We start from the raw sequence: 26,309 nt of genomic DNA, 5'->3' as shown, positions 1-26,309 counted from the left end.
AAATGGCTATAACTCTTGCACCAGCCTTAACTCAACCTTTTACCGCGCCAAGCATCGCACCACTGACAAAATACTTTTGCAGCCACGGATAGACGAGTAGAATCGGTACAGTTGCGAATACCACTGTTGCTGCCTTGAGACTTTCCGGAGTCAGTGGTGTGCGGTTAGCACCTTCCATTAATGTAAGCTCACTCACCATATTGTTTTGAACCATTTGGAAGAGCTTCAGTTGTAGTGGATACAACTTTGGATCATTAATATACAAAAGTGAATCTTGGAATCCATTCCAGCGACCAACCGCATAGAATAGCGCTAATGTGGCAAGTACAGGCATGGATAATGGCAGTATGATTTTGAATAGCGTGTGTACATGCGAGCTGCCGTCAATTTCTGCTGATTCTTCCAGACTTTCAGGAATGCCTCTGAAAAATGAGATCAGGATAATGAGGTTAAATGGACTAACCAGTCCTGGCAAGATCAGTGCCCAGACTGAATTGAGCATGTTTAGATCACGAATGAGCAAATACTCGGGGATCATCCCGCCACTGAAAAACATCGTAATGATGATGACATACATAAAGAGCTTGCGCCCTTTTAATTTTTTCTTGGTTAGCGGGTATGCAGCAGCAAGTGTGAATAACATACACAACACTGTAGTAGCCACTGTCAACACAGACGTAAAGCCCAATGAGTAGAGCATAGATTGATCAGAGAATACTTGAATATACGCATCCCAGTTAAATTCTTTAGGAAAAATGGTCACTTCTCCCGAAGTAATAGCCCGGTTAGAACTTAGAGATATCGCAATGGTGTGTAAAAATGGAGCCAGACAGAATATAACAAACAAACTGATAAAGGAGATATTAACGATATCAAAAATCCGATTTGAGGTGCGTTCACTCATATGCGCACAGCTCCTTTACTGATGGTCTATACATACAAGCCGATTGGCGTATCTTTCATGCTTTGATAACTTATAAGATGCCTTCGCCGGTTGCCTTTTTTGAAATATAGTTAGAGCCAAGTACAAAGATTAGCCCTACAACAGCCTGGAATAGTCCTACGACAGTTGCAAGCGTGTATTGTCCTGATTCAAGGCCGACCCTGTATACAAAGGTACTAAGTACATCAGAATATTCACGTACCGCTGTGTTACCGATAATATAAGGTCGATCAAAGCCAATGCTGACCATATGTCCGAGATTAAGAATGAGCAAGGTCACGATGGTTGGTTTGATACTTGGCAGCGTTATGTGCCAGATTCTCTTCAGCCGCGATGCTCCATCGATCTCAGCTGCTTCAAACAATTCCTTGTTGACGCCGGTTAATGCGGCCAGATATAGAATGGTTCCCCACCCTGCACTTTGCCAGACACCTGTGAATAGGTACGTCACAAGCCATGGATTTTTCTCTGTCAAAAATGGTATCGAATTAAAGCCCATACTCTCCAGTACACCGTTAACCATACCGGATTGATTACCGAACAATTGGTATACAATTCCCCCGATGATAACCCAGGAGATAAAGTGAGGAATGTACAGAATCGTTTGCGATATTTTTTTGAACCATTTGAATCGAACTTCATAGAGCATGATGGCCAATAAAATTGGAGCAGGGAACGAAACAAGCAGGTCGAGGAAATTTAGCATAAAGGTGTTTCGCAATGTGGTGTAGAAGTCCCTCATTCCAAATACTTCACGGAAAGCATCGAAACCGATCCACTCACTCCCGTTGATGCCCTGAAACAAGTTGAAATCCTTAAAAGCGATCTGAACCCCGTACATTGGGCCGTAACGAAAGATCAAGAAGTAGATCAGAGGCAGTGAGATGAGCGCATATAATTGCCAATACCTTTTCAAGTATGTGATGGTCAAGTCGGTTTCCTCCTATCAACAGAGAAACGGCTGTGCCGCCATACTGGCGGCACACGTTCCTTCCAAAGTTATGCGGTAAATTACATATTGATTTAGTAATCACAAGATGAATCTGTTTAACGCTTACTGAAGTGCTGCTTCAAGTTCTTTCTTCAGTTCTGTTCCACCGAGTGACATGAAATCATTCATTTCTTTTTCATATACAGCTTCGAAGTCTGCCGGTTTAGCCATCGCAGTTTTCACAATAAGCACTTTCAACTTATCATTTAGCGCTGTACCATATTTAGATTCTGATTCAATTGGTTTGCTGAAGATAACCGGGCCAATCGTATCCGTATTAGCGATATCAATGGACTGTCTCATCAGCTCTTGGTTACGCTCTGGGAAGCCTGCAATCCATGCGGCTTCATTGGCTGCCTGATCTCCAACAACTTTACCGTTGGCAATAATGGCCATGTCACCACCGTTGTAGATACGATCTTTGACATCCTGTGGTGCATCATCTTTAACAACTGGAACACCATCAACCATATCGTAATTTTCACCTTCGACACCGGTGTTCATCTCCAGCAAGTTCGTTCCAGAAGCCATCCAGTCTAGGTATTTCACTGCTTCAACCGAACGTTTGCTGCTTTTCGGAATCATGATGTACATACCATTGCTGCCATAACGTGATTTGATGTGTTTGTTGTCCACATTCGAATTGGTGTAAGCGTCAACTGCTACAACTTTGCTATCCGGTACATTCTTTTGCAAATTATCAAGCATACCATCTGCATACAGAATCTGACCTACGTCCTCAGACATGTAGCCAATATTACCGTTCTGGAAGTCTTTGACCAATTGCGTTTTTTCTTCATCCAGACTGAAGTCTTTGCTGATCAGACCTTCATTGTAAAGTTTGTTAAGGAACTGCATCGCATCTTTGAAGCCATCATGCAATGGTAGTTCGTAACGCTGACTGTACGTAAGCCCATCTTGTACGGGTTTGATAAAGGAGTAAATCAATGTTTCGTACTGCGCTGGGGCAAGTGCCATACCCATTGGGATGTTTTTGCTGCCCAGATTGCCCGGATCTTTCTCTTTGAATGCTTTCAGCGTTTCGTACAGCTCATCCGTTGTCGTTGGAGCCTTCATGCCGACTTTGTCTAGCCAATCCTGACGAATATAAGAATTGTAGCGGGAAGTAATGGCACGTTTACCCGGAATAGCGAATTGCTGACCTTCAAGCTGACCGAATCTCAACAGGTCTTCGCCGAGATATTCTTTTAAGTTAGGTGCATGTTCATTAAGCAGTTCACCTACTTCAGTTAGACCACCTTGCTGAGCATAACGGTAGAACACACTGGAGTCGTATACAAACACAATATCTGGAACGTCGCTTGGGCTGGCCATTAACACGTTGAGCTTGGTTGTTTCTTCTGAACGTTGAACAGGTACGAATTGCACATCAATGTTATTCGGATCGCCGAATTTCTCTTGAACAAATTTAGTTAAATAGTTGTTCGTGATCGTATGTGGAGAAGGACTGTTACCACGATCGAAAACCTCCACTTTCAAAGTAACACGCTCACCATTAGTTGTTGCCCCGCCTTCTGCTGATTCTTTTTCTGATGCAGACGAGCACCCTGCAAGTAAGGACACTCCCATTACCATCGTAAGTGCCAGACCCATCCATTTCTTCTTACTCCCCTTGGTTGCTTTTCCAATCATTTTGTCATCCCCTTTTACTTTGCGTGAATGTTAAGGCTTGCTCCGAGTATTCCACATCTTTCCGAACTCTAGCAATAAACCAATTTCGGAAGCGCTTACAAACGGAATTTAGTTTATGCATTAAGCCCATTTTCTCAGACTGATTATTTTCCCGAAGCTGTGCCGCTCTAGGCTGTAATTGCTCTCAACGCCTCACGACCTGGAAATGCCTGTCCCAAGTCGGATAAACCATTTTCACACACTGCCTATATTCGTAAACGGGAAAAAAACAGGAATATTAGCTTGCTATCCTGCGAAAACAGTTGCATCCGATCTCGGGCAGCAGAGAACTGTTCAACGAAAACAGGGCGAACCTCTGCAAACCTCTCTCCTAAGTGGAAAGTGACTGCATGAAATTCACCCTGTGTTATCCTGATGTACAATTCTCAGAATATGTTCACTTTTGCGTTACTCTTCGGGTTCTCGATGTTCACGTTTCAAACGACGATAATCTCCTGGTGTAATACCCGTTACCCGCTTAAATACACGTCCCAACGTAATTCCATTTGCATACCCAACCTTCAGGGCAATATCCTGCAAAGAGTAATCGGTATTGAGCAGAAGCTGCTCCGTCTCCTTCATGCGCAGCTCTGTAACAAAATCAACAAACTTCATGTTGAATTCTGTCTTGAACAAATAACTCGCATGTTTGCCCGTAATCTGGAATCGATCGCTCAGATGTTTCAATGAAAGATCAGGATTTGCAAACTGTTCTTCGATATAATTTTTCATTTCATTAACCATGGCTTTGTAACTCTTGGTTTCCGTTACCGCTACATACGTTCTGAACAAGTCCGTCAGACCATCAAACAAAAGACTTTTCACATCGGTAAGCGTCACTGCCTCTTCCACAGCACTCAACCATCTGTTGATGTTTTCTTCGGACAGCTCTTCCTGGAGTCCTTCCGACATCATGGCCACTTCTCGGCTAAGCATCTGTAACATGGCCTGAATCAGAGAACGAATCTCATCATCCGGCAGTTTGTTCTGTTCAAATGCCGTAAAGATCTCCTCCAACTGTTCCCGCCACTGTCCACTCGACATCCGGAATCGCTTAACAAAGTCCGCAATCATCTGCAGATAGGTATAGGTATCCAGCAAAGGATGCTGTGTTTCACCGCAGTCGGCTTGGCCGACATCTCCATTCATCAACAGTTTACGCTGCATTACCGCTTCTGCAGCTGCATAGGAATCTCGTATTGTACCGATTCCCTGAGCGATAGGTCCAATGCCAAAGCTTAAGGAAATGCGTAGATTTTGTTCTACCCAAGATTTGCATTCCTCAGCTACAACAAGAATCTGCCCAGACATATCCATGTTGTTATCATTCTGTTCTTTGAACACAAAAAGGATTGCAATTCGATCTACACTAATCCATTCCGTCCAGCATTGGACTCCCGTATTACGTGACAGCTCTTGCAAAACGTTCATCAAGGCAAACTTCAGCGTATTTTGTTCGCCTCTCGTGTATCTCTCCTGAAATCCCTTCTCATAACGGTTAATCTCTCCAACAACAACGACAAAACGCGACGAGTCACGCACTTCATTCAGTGGTGAGAGCTCTTTTAATTGCTCTGCTGCATTTTCCATGTGTTCACCATGCAACAGGGCATTGAACAACTTGCTGCGCTGCATGAGTACATTTTCCCTGCTTTTTTTGTCATAATCCATCATATGATTAATCAGATTCTCAAGCACACCGTCAATCATCTTCATCTCATCCGTGCGAGCACCTGAGTGTTCAAACGCCCGAATCTGATGAGACTCAATACGGTTCATGATGATCTGAATGGGTTTATAGTTACGGCGAGTAATGTACACGATATATACAATTGCACAGATAACAGTCACAATAGCAATGATTACCCATACATAAGATATAACAGATACCCAGCCAAATAAGTTGCCGGCCTTAATTCCACTGGATATTGTCCAGCCCAGTCTTTCTAGCGATAGCCTATTCAGTTCCTGACCGTCTATCGAGCCCTCTTGGTCCGAGTGTGCATTATACACAACCTTACCGTCCCGATCCGTAATCGTCAGGAATGAGAGCTGACCATTAACCATACTATCTACACTCTGTTCAATGCTGCTCATCTTGATATTAATGACCAATGTGCCCTGCGAGCCAAAAGGCAAAGGCATGTCCTTGTTCACGGTTAATACGCGAATAGGAGTACGTTGGACAGAATCCGCATCAAATTCCCGAACCGGCTGCCAGCCCGAACCTATAGACCCGTTAACCATTTGATCAATCCATGCGTTATCCGAGTAACTTTCTGCTTCTTTGGAACCACTTACAGTCAGAACATGTTCATTTCGCTTGTCATATAGATAGATGGACTGAATCCATGAGGACGAATTGGATAGCTCACGTAAATTCTGCGCAATTGCATACACCGTGTCCGAGCTAGTTAGGTTTGTGTTATTAAAATAGAGTTTGTATGCCTGCTGACTCTGTACCGTCTCCAGAATGGATAGTTCAATATCCCTGATTGTGCGATCCACTGTGTCGATCATATAACTGGAGGAGATCCGGTCTGCTTTTTTTGTTTCTTCTTTAGAGATGTCATTGATGAATACAAACGCGATGAAAATGAGTATGGTCACCGTAAGAAAAAAAATTGGGAAATACGAAAACAATAACCGGTAGTACCAATTACGAGACAATAGACCCCACTCCTCACTCCACGATGCCAATGTTCTCAGCCGTGGTTCTACTGTTCAGCATCCATCTCGCCTTAGAGGCTGAATACTATATGATAACGCTATCATAACTGATTTTATGTTATTATAGCACAAGCCTCTGAGCAGCAAAGCAAGAATTGAATTCAAAGAGCCAAAACAAAAAAAACCGTGCTGAGCAGACAACAACTCAGACACGGGACAGTTCATCTGGCAGCACACCGTTATATCCTCGATGCTCTAAATGCCAGAATCTTTAAACAATGTGGCCATAGAGCCACCATCCACAATAATGCGTACGGCGCGGGCCAGCATTGGTGCAACAGGTAACACTTTGAAGCATTCGGGGTGGTCATCTGGCAGTGCGATCGAGTCCGTAACGACCACCTCTTCAATTGACGGGTGATTCAATTTACTCACTGCCCCATCGGAGAACAATCCGTGTGTTGCACATACATATACATTTTTGGAGCCACGTTCCTTCAACCCTTCCACAACATTCAGAATGGTTGTTCCGGTGTCGATCAGATCCTCAATAATAATAGGTGTCCGCCCTTCTACATCACCAATGACATGGGTAATCACCGATTCATTATGGCTTGGACGTTTCTTGATCATAATGGCAAATGGAGAATCCAGACGGTTCGCCAGCTTCTCTGCCATCGATGCTCGTCCCGCATCAGGGGAGACTACAACAGGGTTCTCAATTCCTTTGCTTAACAAATAATCACTAATTAGATCCAGTGATGTCATATGGTCAACCGGAATGTTGAAGAATCCCTGAATGGCCGCTGCGTGCAAATCGATTGTTACTACTCGATTGGCGCCAGCTGTCGTTAATACATCTGCTACCATCTTGGCCGAGATTGGTTCCCGTGGAGCGGATTTACGCTCTTGACGAGCATAACCATAATAAGGAACAATGATGTTCACAGTGCGTGCGGAAGCCCTCTTTGCGGCATCAATCATCACAAGCAACTCGACAAACAGCTCATTGATCGGATGAGACAACGACTGTACCAGAAACACATCACAATTACGGATCGTTTCTTCATAATGAACGTATATTTCTCCGCTCTTGAACCTGGACAGCTTGATCTTGCCCAGTTGTACACCCAGCTTGTCACATACCTGTTCTGCCAGCTTAGGGTTCGATGAACCGGAAAAAATACGTAACGAATGCTGCATAATGCCCTCCCGAGGGTTGAAATCCCTATATAATCCCTTATCTAAAAGCGATTGTTCAAAAAGACCGGATTTCAGTACCGAGAAGATGGGATAAAGCTAGAAATGGAGTAGCGGAGCGTAGGCAAAACTACGTGAGCAACGGACATTTCGGCTGAATTCCAGCTTCGATGCTGAAGATGCCATTAGGCATCCTTCGTAATCAAAGGCGGACTTTTTGAACTACCTCTAAAAGGTTATTTCCTACCCTCATTATACTCTAATGGCTTATACATTTAAAGGAATGAACGAGCGATGACGGCCTTCGAAAACAGCGACTTCCGTACAGCCCAACTCATGTAAAAGTGCTTCAGCTTCAGGCAAATAATCGCCCAGCTTCATTGGGTCATGTGCATCAGAGCCCATGGTTAATGGAATACCCAAGCGAATGGCTTCCGTCAGCATTCTGCGACTAGGGAACATCTCGGCACAAGGCTTCGATAACCCGGAGGCATTCAGCTCCATGGCGCAGCCACTTTTGGCAATAGCCTGCAGCGCTGCGTTCTCCAGTGAGATACGTTCTTCTGTCTGCTCTGTTGAAGGAACAAAACCAAACCGTTTAATGACATCCGTATGACCCATAATATCGTACATGCCCGTGGCGGCTGCTTTGCTTACGGCATCGTAGTACTGACGATATACCTCAAGGATGTCTTTGCCCTCCCAGTGATGGGTCTGGCGGAAATCCGTAATGTCCCATTCCCCGAGGAAATGAACAGAGCCAATCACATAATCCCATGGATAACGCTCAATGATTGCACGGATCTCTGTTTCCCAGCCTTCAATATAGTCACCTTCCAGACCAACACGTACGTCAATCTGCCCGCGGTAACGTTCTTTCAGGGAGAAACACTCCTCCACGTAACGCGGCAGTTCATCCATAGGCATCGCCATTTCCGGATAATATTGAGCCGGATCGACATGCAACAATGGCATGTGATCGGACAATCCAATCTGGGAGAGTCCGATCTCCACACCACGCTGCACGTACTCTTCCAGTTTGCCAACGGCATGTCCACACCGCTCATGGTGTGTATGATAGTCTATACGCACGAAACTCGCCTCCTAATCGCGGCGAGGCCGTTCATGACGGCGGCTCAGCTCTGACATAATGTCGTCCAGCGGCAGCTTGCGCTCTTGTAACAGGACGAGCAGGTGATACATCAGGTCACTGACTTCCAGACGAAGCTCGTCATTATCTTTATTTTTGGCGGCGATGATTGTCTCGGACGCTTCTTCACCGATTTTTTTCAGTATTTTGTCTACACCTTTATCAAAGAGATACGTTGTATATGCACCCTCAGGACGCTCACGTTCACGCTCTGCAATAACGGATTCCAGTTCAGCCAATACCTCAAAGCGACTTTCGGAACCGGAACTTGCAGAAGCAGATGCCGCACCCGCTTCATCCGAAGCCTTGTCTGCCGATTTCTCTGGCAAACCAATGATTTCATTATGGAAACAAGTTACCGCCCCTGTATGGCAAGCCGGACCGTTCGGTTTCACCTCAACCAACAAGGTATCACCGTCACAATCATATTTTAGGGAAGTAATCGTCTGCACGTTGCCAGATGTTGCCCCTTTATGCCACAACTCCTGACGCGAGCGTGACCAGAACCACGTCTCACCGGATTCTAGCGACAACTTCAGAGATTCGCGATTCATATAAGCCATCATTAAGACTTCCCGAGTATCCATATCCTGCACAATGGCAGGAACCAATCCGTCACTCCAACGAATGTGTTCCACAACCTGCTCCAAGGATAGCTGTTCCTTGATTTCATCGCTCACTTTAGTCACGGATCTCCACCCCTTGTTCTCTCAAATGTTGTTTTAACGCCGGTACGGCGATTTCTTTGTAATGGAAAATCGTTGCGGCCAGCCCTGCGTCCGCTTTGCCTGTGGTAAATACATCATAGAAATGAGATTCCTTGCCCGCACCGCCCGATGCGATGACTGGAATACGCACAGATTCGGATACCGCTGCCGTCAGCTTCAGATCAAAGCCGTCTTTTGTTCCGTCCGCGTCCATACTGGTGAGAAGAATCTCCCCCGCGCCCAAGCTCTCAGCCTTTTTAACCCATTCCAGTGCCTTGATCCCGGAGGGTTTCCGTCCACCATGGGTATAGACTTCCCACTCGCCCCAAGCTTCGTTATACTTGGCATCGATCGCTACCACGATACACTGCGAGCCAAAGCGACGTGCACCATCGGCAATCAACTGCGGATTAAGTACCGCGGCTGTATTCACTGCAATTTTATCCGCTCCCGCACGGAGAATCCGCTTCATGTCCTCTACCTTGGAGATGCCACCGCCTACTGTAAAGGGAATTGCAATCTCGCCCGCTGTCTGCCGCACGACTTCTTCCATCGTTTCGCGGCCTTCCACTGAAGCGGAGATATCGAGAAACACCAATTCATCCGCGCCCTCGCGGTCATATAGTGCCGCCAGCTCTACCGGATCACCCGCATCGCGGAGATTAACGAAGTTGACGCCTTTGACGACCCGTCCGTCCTTCACGTCCAGACAGGGGATGATTCTTTTTGCCAGCATGTTACCTCTTCCTCTCTATCCGAATATCTCTTACTTATTTACCGCACGTACTGCTTCAGACAGATCGATGCTTCCCGTATACAGTGCTTTACCCACGATTGCTCCACCAACACCATCATCCGCGTGGCGACTCAGACGAAGCAGATCATCCATTACACTCACACCGCCGGAAGCAATAACCGTCCGTCCGCTTGTCTTGGCTAGAGATACAATCGCTTCCACATTAGGACCCTGCATCATGCCATCACGGGAAATATCCGTAAAGATAAACGTTTCTGCCCCATATGCCGCCAATTCCTTCGCGAGTACCTCTGCTTGTACTTCCGATGTTTCAAGCCATCCGCGGGTTGCCACGTAACCATTACGAGCGTCGATGCCAATTGCCACTTTGTCACCGTAACGTCCCAGTACTTCCTCTGTAAATGCACGATCCTCAATCGCTGCTGTTCCAATGATCAGCCGGCTAACACCCAGACCCAGCAAACGTTCTACATCAGCTACCGTACGAAGTCCGCCGCCCACCTGAACAGGTACGTTCACAGCCGAGGCAATCCGCCCGATCAGCTCATCGTTAACAGGGCGCCCTGCTTTCGCACCATCCAGATCCACCAGATGAACGTATGTACCGCCTTGCTTCTCCCAGGATAGAGCCACTTGAACCGGGTCATCGTTATACACGGTCTCCTGATTATAATCTCCCTGCACCAGTCTTACACATTTGCCGTCCCGGATATCAATCGCCGGATATAGGATAAAAGATGACATACAAGGCCTCCTGAATATGAATTAGATTTGTACGCTTTCTATAGTTAAGAAGAGATGATATTTTACCTTTGTACAGGTGATCCTGTCAGAGCCAAAAAGTTGCCGAGCAGCTTCATACCAAGCTCTCCACTTTTCTCCGGGTGGAATTGCATGCCGAAGTTGGATCCTCTGCCTACAATGGCTGTCACCGGATGTCCATAATCCGTTACTGCCAGCAGATCGTCCCTGTTTTCAGTAAGCGCATGATAGGAATGGACAAAATAGACGTGACCTGCCTCAAGCCCCTTAAATAGCGGATTTTCCGCGTGCAGGAATTCCAAACGGTTCCATCCCATATGAGGAACCTTCAGCTCTCCTGGTGCGAATCGCACCACTTTACCTGGCAAAATATCCAGTCCTTCATGCTCGCCATGCTCTTCACTTGAGCTGAACAACAATTGCATGCCCAGACAGATACCGAGCAGTGGCTTGGACCCGGCAGCGGCTTCCTTCACCACCGTATCCAATCCACTCTCCCGCAGATGAACCATCGCATCACCAAAAGCACCTACGCCTGGCAGAATGACACCATCTGCGCCAAGAATCTCTTCCCGGTCACCCGTGACCAGCGCTTCGTAGCCAAGACGTTCGACCGCTTTGCCGACGCTGTGCAGGTTACCCATACCGTAATCGACAATTGCAATCGCCATCGTCTACAGCACTCCCTTCGTGGAAGGCACACCTGTTACACGTGGATCAATCATCGTTGCTTCATCCAGTGCACGTCCCAATGCTTTAAAGATCGCTTCAATCATGTGGTGGGTGTTCTGACCATAGTGCACAATGACATGTAACGTAATCCGAGCTTCCAGCGCCAATTTCCACAGGAATTCATGTACCAGTTCCGTGGAGAAACTGCCTACCTGTTGGGAAGGGTATTCTGCACGATATTCAAAGTGAGGCCGGTTGCTCACATCAATAATGACCTGAGCGAGTGCCTCGTCCATCGGTACAAAAACACTGGCGTAACGCTTAATTCCGCGTTTGTCACCCAACGCTTCTCGTAACGTCTGTCCCAGACAGATTCCGATGTCTTCAACCGTGTGATGATCGTCGATATCAATATCTCCACGGGCCTGCACGTTCAGGTCGAATTGTCCGTGCTTCGTGAACAGATCCAGCATATGGTTCAGGAAAGGTACATCCGTTTCAATCGTGGATTGTCCTGTTCCATCTACATTAAAGGCCAATTGAATATTGGTCTCATTTGTTTTGCGGTCAACCTCTGCTTGGCGCACTGCACCTTTGGTTTCAAGTTCCACACCATTATTTTGCTTATCCATTGTCCGATTCCGCCTTTCCTTCCTGTTCTAACCGTACAGCAATTGCACGGGCATGCCCTTCAAGACCCTCATGGCGGGCCAACTCTATAATAGCCGCTCCGTTCTTCAGCAGCGCTTCTTTACTATAATAAATCAGACTCGATTTCTTGATAAAATCATCCACGTCCACTGGCGAACTGAATCGCGCAGTGCCATTGGTCGGTATAATGTGATTGGGTCCTGCAAAATAATCCCCTACCGGCTCCGAGCTGTACGGGCCGAGGAAGATCGCACCGGCATTTTCGATCCGGCCAGCATAAGCCATCGGCTCCTGCACCATGATCTCCAGATGCTCCGGTGCAAGCCGGTTCACCACGTCGATTCCCTCATCGATGGAATCAACCACAATAATAGCGCCATACTGCTCCACGGATGAAGCAGCGATATCCCGCCGCGGCAGCACTTCAAGCTGCCGCTGCACTTCGCCCTGCACGGCTTCCGCCAGCGTGGCCGAATTCGTGACGAGAATGGCCGATGCCATCTCGTCATGTTCCGCCTGCGACAACAGGTCGGCGGCGACATACACCGGATTCGCCGTATCATCGGCGAGCACCACAATTTCACTCGGCCCGGCGATACTGTCGATATCGACCGCACCGTACACCTCGCGCTTCGCGAGCGCCACGTAAATATTGCCCGGTCCACAGATCTTGTCGACCGGTGCAATACTCTCCGTGCCGTAAGCCAAGGCGGCGATAGCTTGAGCGCCGCCAACCCGGTACATCTCGCTCACGCCTGCTTCCGCAGCAGCAACGAGAATGTACGGGTTTATACCTTCGCCACCGTTCGTTGACGGCGGCGTCACAAGAACAATCTCCGGCACACCTGCCACCTGTGCCGGAATCACATTCATCAGCACAGACGATGGATATGCTGCTTTGCCGCCAGGTACATAGACCCCGACTCGCTTCAGCGGTCGGATGACCTGGCCCAGCAGGCTGCCGTCCGGCTGCCAATCCATCCACGAGTTGCGTTTCTGTTTCTCGTGAAACGCACGAATGTTGGCGGCGGCTTGCCGAATCGCCGTCACAAAGGATGGCTCCACGGCTGCATAAGCCGCCTGCAGCTCTTCCTGCGGCACGCGCAAATCCGCGGCCGTCAGCTTTGTGCGGTCCAGCTGCTCTGTGTAACGCAGCAGGGCCGCATCACCCTCACGGCGAATGTCGCTGACAATGCGCCGTACCGTCTCATTTTGCTCCGGCGTGCCATACTCCACTTCCCGCTTCAGATCAAACTCCCGTGCAGGTACAATTTTCATACGTACAACCTCCTCATCCTCTGTAATACCTGCCTTCTTGTGGCCGATTTGCTTCTTTATTTTGTCTCTTACTCTTAATTTTGCTTCTGCTTCTGCTTTGTATGTTTCTCATCTATGTTTCCAACGCAGTACTTCATCCCCGAAAGCTTCCCGCAGAAATCTCATTCGATGCCGGAATGACCTGTTGAAGTGCATCACACAAAGCCTGGATTCGTGCATTTTTCATCCGATAACTTACCCGATTGGCGATAAGACGGCTAGTGATGTCCAGAATGCCTGTCATCTCCACCAGTCCGTTCTCGCGCAGCGTCTGACCTGTCTCCACCAGATCGACGATCCGGTCTGCCAGACCAATCAAAGGCGCAAGCTCAATGGAACCATTCAGCTTGATCACCTCGACCTGCTGCCCCTGCTCCCGAAAATACTGTGAAGCAATCCTTGGATACTTCGTTGCAACACGTTGCTGTATGCCTGGCTTCCAGTCGGGGAGTCCGATCACAGACATACGGCACTGGGCGATTCCCAGATTCAACAGTTCGTACACGTCCCGATCTTCCTCCAGCAGCACATCTTTACCAACAACTCCGATATCGGCAACACCGTACTCCACATACGTTGGAACATCTACTGGCTTAGCCATAATGAATTCCATTCCCGCTTCCGGTACTTCGATGACCAATCTGCGTGTATCGTCCACGTCTTCTGGAATATCCAGCCCCGCTTCACGAAACAATTTGGAGGCTTTTTTATAGATTCGGCCCTTCGGCATGGCCACCTTCAGAATATCCGACATCTCAGCGTCCTCCTTCTTCAGATCCGTAAGTAATAACCTGCTCAGCCTCAGCGGTTCTTGCTTCAACCGATACGGCACTTGCCCCAGCCCCGTCTTCAGGAAGAAGGAGTGTCACTACATTTTGTCCCATACTGCGTAATCTTGCCGCTTCTGTTAGTGCCTCAGCCCGACGTTTCGGGGTATATTGGATAAGTACCGGTTTTTTCTCTTCAATCGTAATGCCATGAACACCATCAATAATCCGGTTTGTTTTCAGTGCAAATCCTGTAGCTGGCAATGAACGACCAAACTGTTGTAACAGATTATCATACCGTCCACCGCTACATACCGGAGATCCCAGTTCGGCTGCATACCCTTCAAAGGTCATGCCCGTATAATAGGAGAAATCACCGATCATCGTCAGATCAATCAGCACATGATCGGATACACCGTACGCTTCCAATACTTCGAATACGGCACACAGATGTGCAATTGACTGTGCTGCTTCAGCACTTGAACTTAGCTCTACCGCATGTGTGCATACTTCCTTGCCACCACGCAGACGAAGGATCGCTTCGAGCTGTTCTTTCAGCTTAGGCTCCAGATTCAATGCTTCAATGGACTGGCGGTAGCCGACATAATCGCGTCCGAGCAGACCTTCCTTCAATTGCTCCTGCTCAGCGGTCTGACCTGGAATCACTTCCTCCAGTAATCCGTTCAGGAATCCCATATGGCCCATCGCTATTTTAAAAGAAGACACGCCCGCTGCCTGCAAAGAGGCAATTGCTAACGCAACAACTTCTGCATCCGCCTCAGGTGAGTCGTCTCCCACCAACTCCACGCCCGTCTGGAAAAATTCAGCCTCACGCCCAGCTTCCTCTTCAATAGAACGAAATACGTTCGCATGATAGGACAGACGCAGCGGCAACTGCTCATCTTTGAGCATGGATGAAACGACGCGTGCAATCGGAGCCGTTAGATCCGATCTGAGCACCAGCGTGGTTCCCCGGCTGTTTAGCAATTTAAATAATTTTCGATCTGATGTAGAGCTTGCCACACCTACCGTGTCGTAATATTCAATCGTTGGTGTGATGATCTGACGGTAACCCCAGCGTTCCATACATTCCAGTACATTGCGTTCAATCGTCCGCAGCTTGGATACTACATGTGGTGTATAGTCGCGGAATCCGGTCGGTTTTTCAAAACCTTTTGGTTTGGACATTGGTAATATTCACCCCGAGTCAGTAGTTTAAGAGTAGTGCTCGTTCTATTTCAACAGGATTTATGTAGTGTAAATCCCCATTCTATCTTGTAACCCTGAATCACCGTATTGCTGCAAAAACCTTCAACTATTGGTTTAGTTCAACCTTTATCACGTTAAATTCCCTCGAAATACTTTCACATGGTAAAGTGCTAACAAACTAAAGGATATGGGATATGATAACATGAAATCCGCACTACCGTCAACAATACCAAAGCTTGATTGCCCATGGAACGACATATCGTTTTATATACACACCGTTACGCCTACCAATCGGTATTTATATACGAAAAAAGCTGCCATAAGCAGCTTTTTACTTCAACCCATCTTCATTCCTTACTTACTTTATTGGCTCATTACTTTATTGACTCAATGCACACTACCCTGAGAAGAATCATCCGTGTTAAAGACCGTTTCTTCCGTAGAAGCTGCCGCACGGGATAAATCACGAAGTGGATTACCTCCAACAAAAGCTCCTGGTGCAACATCCTTATGTACGACTGCTCCAGCAGCCACAACGGCTCCATCTCCTATGGTTACCCCGGGAAGAATCGTTGTGTTAGCACCAATCAGTACATTTTCGCCGATATTCACCTCACCGAGCCTGTACTCCTTAATGAGATACTCATGAGCGAGAATCGTTGTGTTGTAACCGATGACCGAGTTTTCGCCGACCGTTATTTTCTCCGGAAAAAACACATCGACCATCACCATCAGGCCAAAGGCCGTGTGTTTTCCCACCTTCATACCGAGCATTCGGCGGTAAATCCAGTTCTTCACCGATAGGACCGGACAATAGCGGGACAACTGGATCCAGATAAAATTACGAACGCCCTTCCACGGACTCACTGTCTTGTAGATATGCCAAAGTGCATTCTGGTCCTCTACCGGATAGCGGGTTACTTTTCTCATGAACGTCCCGTTTCAATACGGATGAGTTTCAACAAATCTCTCATGTCGTGCAACATATGATCGGGTCCATATCCGTTCAGGATTGTTTCCCCTTTAAGGGACCATGCAACCCCCGCCGAAAGAGCGCCCGCATTTTGTGCCGATTGGATATCCACTGGACTGTCACCTACCATCAGCGTTTTAGCAGGATCTGCACCCAGTTCCGTCATCGCTTTCAGTACAGGTTCAGCGTGCGGCTTTGGATTCGTTACATCGGTCACTGTTACAATTGTCTTCATATATTTCAGTAGATCAAAACGTTCTAGCACCTTTAATGTGGATGGGCGAATTTTGGTTGTGACCACACCCATCACAATGCCGGCCTGATGCAGCGCCTCTACTACCTCAATAACATGTGGAAAAGGTCTAACCATCGCTTCATGATGGATATCATTATAAGCACGGTAACCTTTCACGTACTCGGAGACTTCCTCCTGGCCAGAGAAAGTGCGCATTTGCTGCTCCAGTGTGCCACCCATATGTGGAATGATCTGTTCCCGTGTCCATGGAGCTGAATGCTCCCATCCCCCCATGACATGCTGGAATGAGCTGATAATCAACTCATTGGTATCAATAATCGTTCCGTCCAGATCAAACAATACCGTGTCAATCATGTTGCATTACTCCTTTTTATCATCAACTTGCTTGGATTCATCTTTGGCTGGAGGTGTTATCTTGTTCTCTTTGCCAGCAACTGTTCCCGTATGCTCCATATCATCTGAGGTAACTTTGGACGATACAATCGGATCACTATAACGAACATCTGCTTTACCTGTCACTCTTCTCACCACAATGAATATAACAGCAACAATAATGATGCCAATCGCGAGCAGTTGCGAGATTCTTACGTTACCGTAAGCAGGATCAAGATATCCTTGTTCAAAGCCCATTGCAGTCATTGGAGACCACAGCCCGTTCACTAATGAAGCAACCCACTGCGGGGCCTGAAAGCCCAAACTGTCTGTACGTAAAGCTTCAATGAAGAAGCGACCGATAGAGTACCAGATGAAATAAGACATGAACAGTTCACCTGAACGCAGAAACTTCTGACGACGCAGAACCAGCAGCAAGACCAGACCAACGAGACTCCACATCGATTCATACAAAAATGCAGGGTGGTGGAATACGCCTTCTACGTTCATTTGATTCACAATAAAGTCCGGCAGATGAAGCTTGTCTCTCAAAAATGATTCTTCTACAGGACCGCCGTAGGCTTCCTGATTCACAAAGTTCCCCCAACGTCCGATCAACTGTCCAACGAGCAGTCCAGGCGCACAGATATCGGCCATACGCCAGAAGTTATACCCTTTACGACGGAAGAAAATAACTGCACAGATGATTGCACCAATAAGGGCACCATAGATGGCTATACCACCATTCCATATCTTAAAGACATCCCAGAAATTATCCCTATAATCTTCCCATTTAAATGCGACGTAGTAGATGCGGGCACCAATGATGGCAGAAGGCACGCCCAGCAGGACCATGTCCATGAACACTTCCTGTGGAATATTGTATCGTTTGCCCTCCCGGATCACGAGCAGGAGTCCTATAAGTGCCGCGGCACCAAGAATAAGCCCGTACCAGTGAACCTTTAACGCTCCAATAGAGAACGCAATCGGGTTCAACAGTAATAATGTATCCATTCATTCACACTCCTATTTATTCAATCAATCGCACGCATGACGAAGGGTTGGCATGCCCTGCGCCTTAAGAGAAGCAGTACATGTCAACCATTTATCTTCATTTCCTTGTATAAAATATTTCTTAATCCATGTCTTCCATATCTTCCGAGATGGTTGCTGTCAGCTTGTTTGTAAACTGCAGTGCAGCATTAAGACCCATCTGTTTCAGGCGATAGTTCATACCTGCCACTTCAATAATAACTGCCAAGTTCCGTCCCGGACGAACTGGAATCGTAACGAGAGGTACATCCGTATCAATGATACGTGTAGTTTCTTCATCCAGACCCAGACGATCATATTGTTTATCCTGCTGCCATGCTTCCAGACGTACAACCAAGGTAATCCGTTTGTTATTCCGAACCGCACCAGCCCCGAACAATGTCATGACGTTGATAATACCGACACCTCGAATTTCGAGTAAGTGGCGGATCAATTCTGGTGCAGTACCGTGCAGCTGAAAATCTGACGTTTGGCGGATCTCTACCGCATCATCGGCAATCAATCGGTGTCCACGTTTCACCAGTTCAAGTGCTGTTTCACTCTTACCAATACCGCTACTACCTGTGATCAGCATACCTACGCCATAGACATCACAAAGTACACCGTGAATGGTTGCTGTTGGTGCCAATTTCTTTTCCAGGAATCCCGTGATCCGGCTGGATAGAATCGTTGTAGCCATATTGCTGCGAAGTACAGCCAGATTCTGCTCTTCACTAATATCAATCAGCTCTTGCGGAACTTCCAGTCCACGCGTGACAACGATACACGGCGTCTCTTCCGTACAAAGACGTTGCATACGATCGCGCCGCTCTTGCTCAGGTAACATTGCAAAGAAAGCTAACTCCGTTCTTCCAAGCAGCTGTACCCGTTCTTGTGGATGGTATTCAAAATAACCGGCCATTTCCAGACCAGGACGGTTCAGGTCATCTACCGTAATGACTCTTTTCAATCCGTGAGATCCAGAAACAACCTCCAACTGAAATTGCTGCACGAGTTCAGATACTTTCACTTTTTTCGCCATTTGTCTCTTCCTTTCAGCATTAGCTGTCCCTCTATGTACATCAGATCGTGTATCAGTTATTTCCATTATTAGCGCATTCACAACATGGGGTACAGAATACATACCCTTCCAACAGTCGATTCTCTCAAATAAATGAAGACAGACCTTCAAATAATCTTAAATGAATTCCGGGATGAATGCAATCGCAGCCTCCGACAACCATTAGTAAGAAAAGTCTTCTGATCGAAGCACCTTCTGGGATACTACATTCGGAGTTTAAGGGGTGTTTTTCTTACGATTATTAATCCTTCAACTCTGCCGAAACTTATAAATTCATTAATCTTAAAAAAGCCCCTTCCAGCAATAACGGAAGGGGCTCTCATTACAATGTATAATTGCGTTAACTGTCAGGTTCCATCGTCACCGAGGAATCCCAGTATTATTTGTCTTGAAGAAGTACGTTCACTTCAGTCTCTTTGTCAAAGATATGAACTTTGTTCATGTCGATGGCCATTTTAACTGTAGAACCATCACGAGTGTTAGAACGTCCGTCTACACGTGCGATCGTTGTATCATTACCAACACCGCTCAAGTAGAGGAGCATTTCGTGACCCAGGTTCTCTGTAACATCTACGTGTGTAGAGAATACAGAGTTCGGGGATGCTTCCAGGAATACTGGCTCTTCGTGAATGTCTTCTGGACGAACACCCAGAATCACTTCTTTGCCAATGTATCCTCTAGATTTCAACACTTGTGCTTTACCTTGCGGGATTTCAACATCCACACCAGGAGCTATGAAATGCATGCTAGTACCTTGCTCAGCGAGTTTACCCGAGATAAAGTTCATTGTCGGGGAACCGATGAAACCAGCTACGAACAGGTTAGCCGGCAGGTTATACAACTCTTCCGGAGAAGCTGCTTGTTGGATGATACCATCCTTCATAACAACGATCCGATCACCCATCGTCATAGCTTCGATCTGGTCATGCGTTACGTAGATAACGGTTGTTTCCAAACGTTTCGCAAGTTTAGTGATCTCTGCACGCATTTGACCACGCAGTTTGGCATCCAAGTTGGAGAGAGGCTCATCCATCAAGAACACTTGTGGATCACGGACAATCGCACGTCCCAAAGCGACACGTTGACGTTGACCACCGGACAGTGCCTTAGGTTTACGCTCAAGCAAATGCTCGATATCCAGGATTTTAGCTGCTTCACGTACACGTTTGTCGATCTCATCTTTTTTAACCTTACGCAATTTCAAACCAAACGCCATGTTTTGATATACGCTCATATGCGGATACAAGGCATAGGATTGGAATACCATCGCGATATCGCGGTCTTTAGGTGCAACATCATTAACGACACGGTCACCGATATAGAGTTTACCTTCAGAAATTTCCTCAAGGCCTGCGATCATACGAAGTGTTGTTGATTTACCACAACCGGACGGACCTACCAGTACCAGAAATTCTTTATCTTTAATGTCCAGGTTAATGTCAACTACAGTTGCTTTATCAGAACCCGGGTATTTTTTGAAAATATGCTCTAAACGTACTCCAGCCATGATTGTTGCCTCCTCAGAGATCATTTTGTAATCGAATACAATTTGTATTTTTATAATACCCTATCTACGTGAGGTTTGACTATTCGCAAACTGCACAAAAATATCAATGCTTTTTCGTCACTTTGTACATTAGTAGTAAAAACTGCACTAGAACGGCACTTTCGAAGTGCCTCACATCATAGCCAATCTCCTGTTTGATCTTGTCCAGACGGTATACCAACGTATTACGATGAATGAAAAGTCGTTTCGCTGTCTCGCTGACATTACAGTCCAGGCTAAAAAAAGTCTCCAGCGTAGCAAGTGTCTCACTGTCATTGAAGATAACCGTGTCTTTGCCAGTTTCCTTTATAAAACGTATACGTTGATCATCTGGAATGCTCGCTACCAACCTCTCCAGGTGAAGATCCCATGGGAGATGAATATGCTGCGTAACATGGAATGCTCTCCCTAAGTGAACACTCTCTCTAAGAAGAGTTGTGACCGATACAAGTTGTTGCGCAGGAATGCATGGCAGAGATGCAGACAGATGGAACACCCCAGCCCACTCACTGGCAACCAATTCATGCAACCCCAGACAAAAAGCGTTCAGTGAGTCCTTTTTGGCCTCCGTTGTATCTTCCTCGGCTTCTTCTGTAACAATTTCTTTATCACCCATGAAAATCCACTCTTGCTCCCCCAAAGGAATCAAGACAATCTCCTCGCCAAAGTAACTCTCAAGCAACTTGTTGAGCTCCTTGGATCGTAAACGATGGGCATCCGGTGTATCTCCTTGCAGCAAGAAGAGAATCTTCTCCGTATTCAACTCTGCTGCCACTACAAAGCGATCAGGAACAGCTTCAGCTTCCTTTTCGGTAGGTTGTTCAACCTGCTCTTTAAGCCAGAGACCCAATTCAGTCAAATACTGCTCCCTATCATTCTCATATACAACAGGTTGTACCTCATCGGGTAGAGCCGTGTTAGTACGGATTACAAGCTCGATCAATTGCCGTGTTTCCAAGGTAATAGATCTTGCAGCGCATCCCCAACACACGACGGTCTCTTCTTTCTTATTCATCCGAACCTTAAAAAATATACGCTCTCCCGTATTCAAACTGATCACATCGGATGAACTTGGAGATGCAGATTGATCAGATAACTCCTGACTCTCACCTTCATCATCACCAAAAGTCTCTGAATTCTCATGATGACCAATCAGATTTTCCACGGATTGCATCCATTCTTCTATTGTAATTTCATATTCGTCCAAAGTTGTGCCAATAATGACTTCAATTTGCTGTTTTAGATCAGGTATGAGCTTCATATAATGAACGTCACCACTCTGCATGTTTTCTACTAGTTTATCATATCTTGCCGAGTATTAATAAAAATCCATATTGAGTTAAAATCACATAACAAAAAAGAGCGACTAATCAAATTAATGATTAATCACTCTTTTCTTAAAGATGAGTCATGAAGGGCTCGAACCTTCGACACCCTGATTAAAAGTCAGGTGCTCTACCAACTGAGCTAATGACTCATAAAACTGGTGGAGGATGATGGATTCGAACCACCGAACCCGTACGGGAGCAGATTTACAGTCTGATGCGTTTGGCCACTTCGCTAATCCTCCAGGGATTAAAGGTGGCTCGGGACGGAATCGAACCGCCGACACGAGGATTTTCAGTCCTCTGCTCTACCGACTGAGCTACCGAGCCATATTTAATTTTTAGGATTAATGGCGGAACCGACGGGATTCGAACCCGCGATCTCCTGCGTGACAGGCAGGCATGTTAGGCCAACTACACCACGGTTCCAGGCATTAATGGTGCCGGCGAGAGGACTTGAACCCCCAACCTACTGATTACAAGTCAGTTGCTCTACCAGTTGAGCTACACCGGCGTATATGGTGGAGGCTGAGGGGATCGAACCCCCGACCCTCTGCTTGTAAGGCAGATGCTCTCCCAGCTGAGCTAAGCCTCCTGGGTAATATGGTAGCGGCGGAGGGGATCGAACCCCCGACCTTACGGGTATGAACCGTACGCTCTAGCCAGCTGAGCTACACCGCCATATTAATTATGTCTTGATTGCTTGTCCACCTTTAGGTAAAGATGGCGGAGAGAGAGGGATTCGAACCCTCGCACCGCTTACGCAGTCTAACCCCTTAGCAGAGGGTCCCCTTATAGCCACTTGGGTATCTCTCCGAATAACAATCATCAACATCATTCAAGGATTGCTCCCTGAAAACTAGATTCGAAACGAAACACGCGAATTACAACTTGCTATTGGATAAGCCCTCGACCGATTAGTACTGGTCAGCTCCATGCATTGCTGCACTTCCACCCCCAGCCTATCTACCTCGTCGTCTTCAAGGGGTCTTACATACTGGGAAATCTCATCTTGAGGGGGGCTTCACGCTTAGATGCTTTCAGCGTTTATCCCGTCCGTACATAGCTACCCAGCGGTGCTCCTGGCGGAACAACTGGTACACCAGCGGTACGTCCATCCCGGTCCTCTCGTACTAAGGACAGCTCCTCTCAAATTTCCTACGCCCACGACAGATAGGGACCGAACTGTCTCACGACGTTCTGAACCCAGCTCGCGTACCGCTTTAATGGGCGAACAGCCCAACCCTTGGGACCTACTTCAGCCCCAGGATGCGATGAGCCGACATCGAGGTGCCAAACCTCCCCGTCGATGTGGACTCTTGGGGGAGATAAGCCTGTTATCCCCAGGGTAGCTTTTATCCGTTGAGCGATGGCCCTTCCATGCGGTACCACCGGATCACTAAGCCCGACTTTCGTCCCTGCTCGACTTGTAGGTCTCGCAGTCAAGCTCCCTTATGCCTTTGCACTCTTCGAATGATTTCCAACCATTCTGAGGGAACCTTTGGGCGCCTCCGTTACTCTTTAGGAGGCGACCGCCCCAGTCAAACTGCCCACCTGACACTGTCCCCGCACCGGATTACGGTACCAGGTTAGAACCTAGATACGATCAGGGTGGTATCCCAACGTTGCCTCCATGCAAGCTGGCGCTCACACTTCAAAGGCTCCCACCTATCCTGTACAGATCGTACCCAAATTCAATATCAAGCTGCAGTAAAGCTCCATGGGGTCTTTCCGTCTTGTCGCGGGTAACCTGCATCTTCACAGGTATTAAAATTTCACCGGATCTCTCGTTGAGACAGCGCCCAAGTCGTTACGCCATTCGTGCGGGTCAGAATTTACCTGACAAGGAATTTCGCTACCTTAGGACCGTTATAGTTACGGCCGCCGTTTACTGGGGCTTCGGTTCACAGCTTCGGGATTACTCCCTAACCACTCCCCTTAACCTTCCAGCACCGGGCAGGCGTCAGCCCGTATACTTCGCCTTACGGCTTCGCACAGACCTGTGTTTTTGCTAAACAGTCGCTTGGGCCTTTTCACTGCGGCCCCCTCGTGCTATTCACACTACCGGGGCACCCCTTCTCCCGAAGTTACGGGGTCATTTTGCCGAGTTCCTTAACGAGAGTTCTTCCGCGCGCCTTAGAATACTCTTCTCGCCTACCTGTGTCGGTTTGCGGTACGGGCACCATCACCTGGCTAGAGGCTTTTCTTGGCAGTGTGAGATCATGACCTTCGCTACTATAATTTTCGCTCCCCATCACAGCTCAGCCTTACAATGTGCGGATTTGCCTACACATCAGCCTCACTGCTTAGACGGACATCCATCAGTCCGCGTCACTACCCTACTGCGTCCCCCCATTGCTCATAACGGCTTACGGTGGTACAGGAATTTCGACCTGTTGTCCTTCGACTACGCCTTTCGGCCTCGCCTTAGGTCCCGACTTACCCTGAGCGGACGAGCCTTCCTCAGGAACCCTTAGGCTTTCGGCGGATCAGATTCTCACTGATCTTTTCGTTACTCATACCGGCATTCTCACTTGTATAATGTCCAGCGCTCCTTACGGTACACCTTCAACCCTTATACAACGCTCCCCTACCCCTGATGCAAAGCATCAAGCCATAGCTTCGGTGGTGTGTTTAGCCCCGTTACATTTTCGGCGCAGAGTCACTCGACCAGTGAGCTATTACGCACTCTTTAAATGATGGCTGCTTCTAAGCCAACATCCTGGTTGTCTGTGCAACTCCACATCCTTTCCCACTTAACACACACTTGGGGACCTTAGCTGATGGTCTGGGCTGTTTCCCTTTTGACAATGGATCTTAGCACTCACTGTCTGACTCCCGGAAGTAAGTCTATGGCATTCGGAGTTTGACTGAGCTTGGTAACCCTTGCGGGCCCCGCACCCAATCAGTGCTCTACCTCCACGACTCTGTTTTCCGAGGCTAGCCCTAAAGCTATTTCGGGGAGAACCAGCTATCTCCGAGTTCGATTGGAATTTCTCCGCTACCCCCACCTCATCCCCGCATTTTTCAACATGCGTGGGTTCGGGCCTCCAGTGCGTGTTACCGCACCTTCACCCTGGACAGGGGTAGATCACCCGGTTTCGGGTCTACGTCCACGTACTAAGTCGCCCTATTCAGACTCGCTTTCGCTGCGGCTCCGGCTCTTCACCTTAACCTTGCACGGGAACGTAACTCGCCGGTTCATTCTACAAAAGGCACGCCATCACCCCTAAAACGGGCTCTGACTTTTTGTAAGCACACGGTTTCAGGTTCTATTTCACTCCCCTTCCGGGGTGCTTTTCACCTTTCCCTCACGGTACTGCTTCACTATCGGTCGCTAGGAAGTATTTAGCCTTGGCAGATGGTCCTGCCGGATTCATACGGGGTTTCACGTGCCCCGCACTACTCGGGATCCGTCTCGGAGGGAACCAACTTTCAACTACAGGGCTTTTACCTTCTTTGGCGGGCCTTTCCAGACCTCTTCGCTTAACCGGTTCCTTTGTAACTCCATGTGAGACGTCCCACAACCCCAAAGAGCAAGCTCTCTGGTTTGGGCTTCTCCGCGTTCGCTCGCCGCTACTGACGGAATCACTATTGTTTTCTCTTCCTCAGGGTACTTAGATGTTTCAGTTCCCCTGGTATGCCTCTACATAACCTATGTATTCAGTTATGAGTAACTGGAAATTACCCCAGCTGGGTTTCCCCATTCGGACACCCCCGGATCAAAGCTTGCTTACAGCTCCCCGAGGCAGTTTCGTTGTTCGCCACGTCCTTCATCGGCTCCTAGCGCCTAGGCATCCTCCGTGTGCTCTTAGTAGCTTAACCATTTTGTTCCGGTTTCGGTCGTTCGCTTCCCTTGGTTTGCTTGCGCAAAGCCAAAAGTCACTCTCACCCGATACCATCACAAAAGCAATTTAACTACCTTTATACACTTGACTTGTTTGCACAAGTTCAGCTTAAAGGAATGTTCTAATTCGCGTTTGTTTCGTTTCGATATCTAGTTTTCAAAGAACAAACTTGTAAAACATTTTTGGTGGAGCCAAGCGGGATCGAACCGCTGACCTCCTGCTTGCAAGGCAGGCGCTCTCCCAGCTGAGCTATGGCCCCATATAAAGTTTAAAGGTATAGATGGTGGGCCCTGGTGGACTCGAACCACCGGCCTCACCCTTATCAGAGGTGCGCTCTAACCAACTGAGCTAAGGGCCCACATTACATATACTATTTTAACCCAAAATG

20 protein-coding genes, 10 tRNA genes and 1 rRNA gene are annotated in these 26,309 nt (G+C 47.5%); all 31 read right to left on the bottom strand.

Translation table 11 applies throughout. From position 1 onward, the window contains the following. Window positions 1–31: 31 nt before the first annotated feature. On the bottom strand, window positions 32–904 hold the full coding sequence (locus tag AC4E8D_RS00830) for a carbohydrate ABC transporter permease (protein ID WP_076216878.1): 873 nt from the start codon (window positions 902–904) through the stop codon (window positions 32–34). Window positions 905–974: 70 nt separating this feature from the next. Next, window positions 975–1,874 carry an ABC transporter permease gene (locus AC4E8D_RS00825; protein WP_221822461.1) on the bottom strand — a complete coding sequence of 300 codons (900 nt, stop codon included), beginning with the start codon at window positions 1,872–1,874 and terminating at the stop codon, window positions 975–977. Between the two features lie 123 nt (window positions 1,875–1,997). Then, window positions 1,998–3,587, bottom strand: a complete 1,590-nt coding sequence (locus AC4E8D_RS00820; RefSeq protein ID WP_221822465.1) for an extracellular solute-binding protein — start codon at window positions 3,585–3,587, stop codon at window positions 1,998–2,000. Window positions 3,588–4,034: 447 nt separating this feature from the next. Then, window positions 4,035–6,236, bottom strand: coding sequence for a helix-turn-helix domain-containing protein (locus tag AC4E8D_RS00815; RefSeq protein WP_313771477.1), 2,202 nt, complete (start codon window positions 6,234–6,236; stop codon window positions 4,035–4,037). 315 nt (window positions 6,237–6,551) lie between these two features. Then, on the bottom strand, window positions 6,552–7,499 hold the full coding sequence (locus AC4E8D_RS00810; RefSeq protein ID WP_036616184.1) for a ribose-phosphate diphosphokinase: 948 nt from the start codon (window positions 7,497–7,499) through the stop codon (window positions 6,552–6,554). Window positions 7,500–7,763: 264 nt separating this feature from the next. Further along, complete coding sequence (hisJ, locus tag AC4E8D_RS00805) at window positions 7,764–8,588, bottom strand: histidinol-phosphatase HisJ (protein WP_074092958.1); 825 nt, start codon at window positions 8,586–8,588, stop codon at window positions 7,764–7,766. Between the two features lie 12 nt (window positions 8,589–8,600). Continuing rightward, entirely contained in the window at window positions 8,601–9,335 is a 735-nt protein-coding gene (gene hisIE, locus AC4E8D_RS00800) for a bifunctional phosphoribosyl-AMP cyclohydrolase/phosphoribosyl-ATP diphosphatase HisIE (protein ID WP_397376272.1), read from the bottom strand. After that, window positions 9,328–10,089, bottom strand: coding sequence for an imidazole glycerol phosphate synthase subunit HisF (hisF, locus tag AC4E8D_RS00795; protein ID WP_221822472.1), 762 nt, complete (start codon window positions 10,087–10,089; stop codon window positions 9,328–9,330). The genes hisIE and hisF overlap by 8 nt, the downstream gene beginning before the upstream one ends. A 30-nt stretch (window positions 10,090–10,119) precedes the next feature. Next, on the bottom strand, window positions 10,120–10,854 hold the full coding sequence (gene hisA / locus AC4E8D_RS00790; RefSeq protein WP_339181104.1) for a 1-(5-phosphoribosyl)-5-[(5-phosphoribosylamino)methylideneamino]imidazole-4-carboxamide isomerase: 735 nt from the start codon (window positions 10,852–10,854) through the stop codon (window positions 10,120–10,122). A gap of 62 nt (window positions 10,855–10,916) precedes the next feature. Beyond that, window positions 10,917–11,543: an imidazole glycerol phosphate synthase subunit HisH gene (gene hisH, locus AC4E8D_RS00785; RefSeq protein WP_221822475.1), complete on the bottom strand. Its 627-nt coding sequence runs from the start codon at window positions 11,541–11,543 to the stop codon at window positions 10,917–10,919. Window positions 11,544–11,546: 3 nt separating this feature from the next. Continuing rightward, window positions 11,547–12,176: an imidazoleglycerol-phosphate dehydratase HisB gene (hisB, locus tag AC4E8D_RS00780; protein ID WP_260632859.1), complete on the bottom strand. Its 630-nt coding sequence runs from the start codon at window positions 12,174–12,176 to the stop codon at window positions 11,547–11,549. Continuing rightward, window positions 12,169–13,473: a histidinol dehydrogenase gene (hisD, locus tag AC4E8D_RS00775; RefSeq protein ID WP_339306418.1), complete on the bottom strand. Its 1,305-nt coding sequence runs from the start codon at window positions 13,471–13,473 to the stop codon at window positions 12,169–12,171. Before hisD ends, hisB begins: the two co-directional genes overlap by 8 nt. A 133-nt stretch (window positions 13,474–13,606) precedes the next feature. After that, window positions 13,607–14,266 (bottom strand): ATP phosphoribosyltransferase, encoded by a 660-nt coding sequence (hisG, locus tag AC4E8D_RS00770; RefSeq protein WP_339306416.1) that lies wholly within the window; start codon window positions 14,264–14,266, stop codon window positions 13,607–13,609. 1 nt (window position 14,267) lies between these two features. Continuing rightward, entirely contained in the window at window positions 14,268–15,467 is a 1,200-nt protein-coding gene (locus tag AC4E8D_RS00765; RefSeq protein WP_339181096.1) for an ATP phosphoribosyltransferase regulatory subunit, read from the bottom strand. Window positions 15,468–15,875: 408 nt separating this feature from the next. Then, a complete protein-coding gene (locus AC4E8D_RS00760) occupies window positions 15,876–16,418 on the bottom strand; it encodes an acyltransferase (protein WP_490205723.1) in 543 nt (180 codons plus the stop codon). Continuing rightward, window positions 16,415–17,071: a pyrophosphatase PpaX gene (gene ppaX / locus AC4E8D_RS00755; RefSeq protein ID WP_017691276.1), complete on the bottom strand. Its 657-nt coding sequence runs from the start codon at window positions 17,069–17,071 to the stop codon at window positions 16,415–16,417. Before ppaX ends, AC4E8D_RS00760 begins: the two co-directional genes overlap by 4 nt. 6 nt (window positions 17,072–17,077) lie before the next feature. Continuing rightward, entirely contained in the window at window positions 17,078–18,103 is a 1,026-nt protein-coding gene (gene lgt, locus AC4E8D_RS00750; protein ID WP_221822479.1) for a prolipoprotein diacylglyceryl transferase, read from the bottom strand. Window positions 18,104–18,224: 121 nt separating this feature from the next. After that, window positions 18,225–19,163: an HPr(Ser) kinase/phosphatase gene (hprK, locus tag AC4E8D_RS00745; protein ID WP_017691278.1), complete on the bottom strand. Its 939-nt coding sequence runs from the start codon at window positions 19,161–19,163 to the stop codon at window positions 18,225–18,227. Between the two features lie 418 nt (window positions 19,164–19,581). Beyond that, complete coding sequence (locus tag AC4E8D_RS00740; protein WP_017691279.1) at window positions 19,582–20,709, bottom strand: ABC transporter ATP-binding protein; 1,128 nt, start codon at window positions 20,707–20,709, stop codon at window positions 19,582–19,584. Window positions 20,710–20,812: 103 nt separating this feature from the next. Continuing rightward, the gene (locus AC4E8D_RS00735) at window positions 20,813–22,009 is read right to left on the bottom strand and encodes a PucR family transcriptional regulator (protein WP_449003850.1); all 1,197 of its coding nucleotides are present in this window, start codon (window positions 22,007–22,009) and stop codon (window positions 20,813–20,815) included. Between the two features lie 143 nt (window positions 22,010–22,152). Further along, window positions 22,153–22,225 (bottom strand) — tRNA-Lys (locus AC4E8D_RS00730). A 7-nt stretch (window positions 22,226–22,232) separates the two neighbouring features. Next, a tRNA-Tyr gene (locus AC4E8D_RS00725) sits at window positions 22,233–22,318 on the bottom strand. 12 nt (window positions 22,319–22,330) lie between these two features. After that, a tRNA-Phe gene (locus AC4E8D_RS00720) sits at window positions 22,331–22,403 on the bottom strand. Between the two features lie 21 nt (window positions 22,404–22,424). Beyond that, window positions 22,425–22,502, bottom strand: a tRNA-Asp gene (locus AC4E8D_RS00715). A gap of 9 nt (window positions 22,503–22,511) precedes the next feature. Further along, window positions 22,512–22,587 (bottom strand) — tRNA-Thr (locus AC4E8D_RS00710). 5 nt (window positions 22,588–22,592) lie between these two features. Beyond that, a tRNA-Val gene (locus tag AC4E8D_RS00705) sits at window positions 22,593–22,668 on the bottom strand. A 9-nt stretch (window positions 22,669–22,677) separates the two neighbouring features. Next, window positions 22,678–22,754, bottom strand: a tRNA-Met gene (locus tag AC4E8D_RS00700). Between the two features lie 43 nt (window positions 22,755–22,797). Beyond that, a tRNA-Ser gene (locus tag AC4E8D_RS00695) sits at window positions 22,798–22,889 on the bottom strand. Between the two features lie 81 nt (window positions 22,890–22,970). Next, a 23S ribosomal RNA gene (locus AC4E8D_RS00690) occupies window positions 22,971–25,898 on the bottom strand. Window positions 25,899–26,104: 206 nt separating this feature from the next. Beyond that, window positions 26,105–26,180 (bottom strand) — tRNA-Ala (locus AC4E8D_RS00685). Window positions 26,181–26,202: 22 nt separating this feature from the next. Then, window positions 26,203–26,279 (bottom strand) — tRNA-Ile (locus tag AC4E8D_RS00680). Between the last annotated feature and the right edge of the window lie 30 nt (window positions 26,280–26,309).

The sequence above is a fragment of the Paenibacillus sp. SRL342 genome (genome assembly GCF_984798905.1).
The sequence above is the reverse complement of the archived record's forward strand: the minus strand, read 5'-3'. Positions and strand labels throughout refer to the sequence as shown.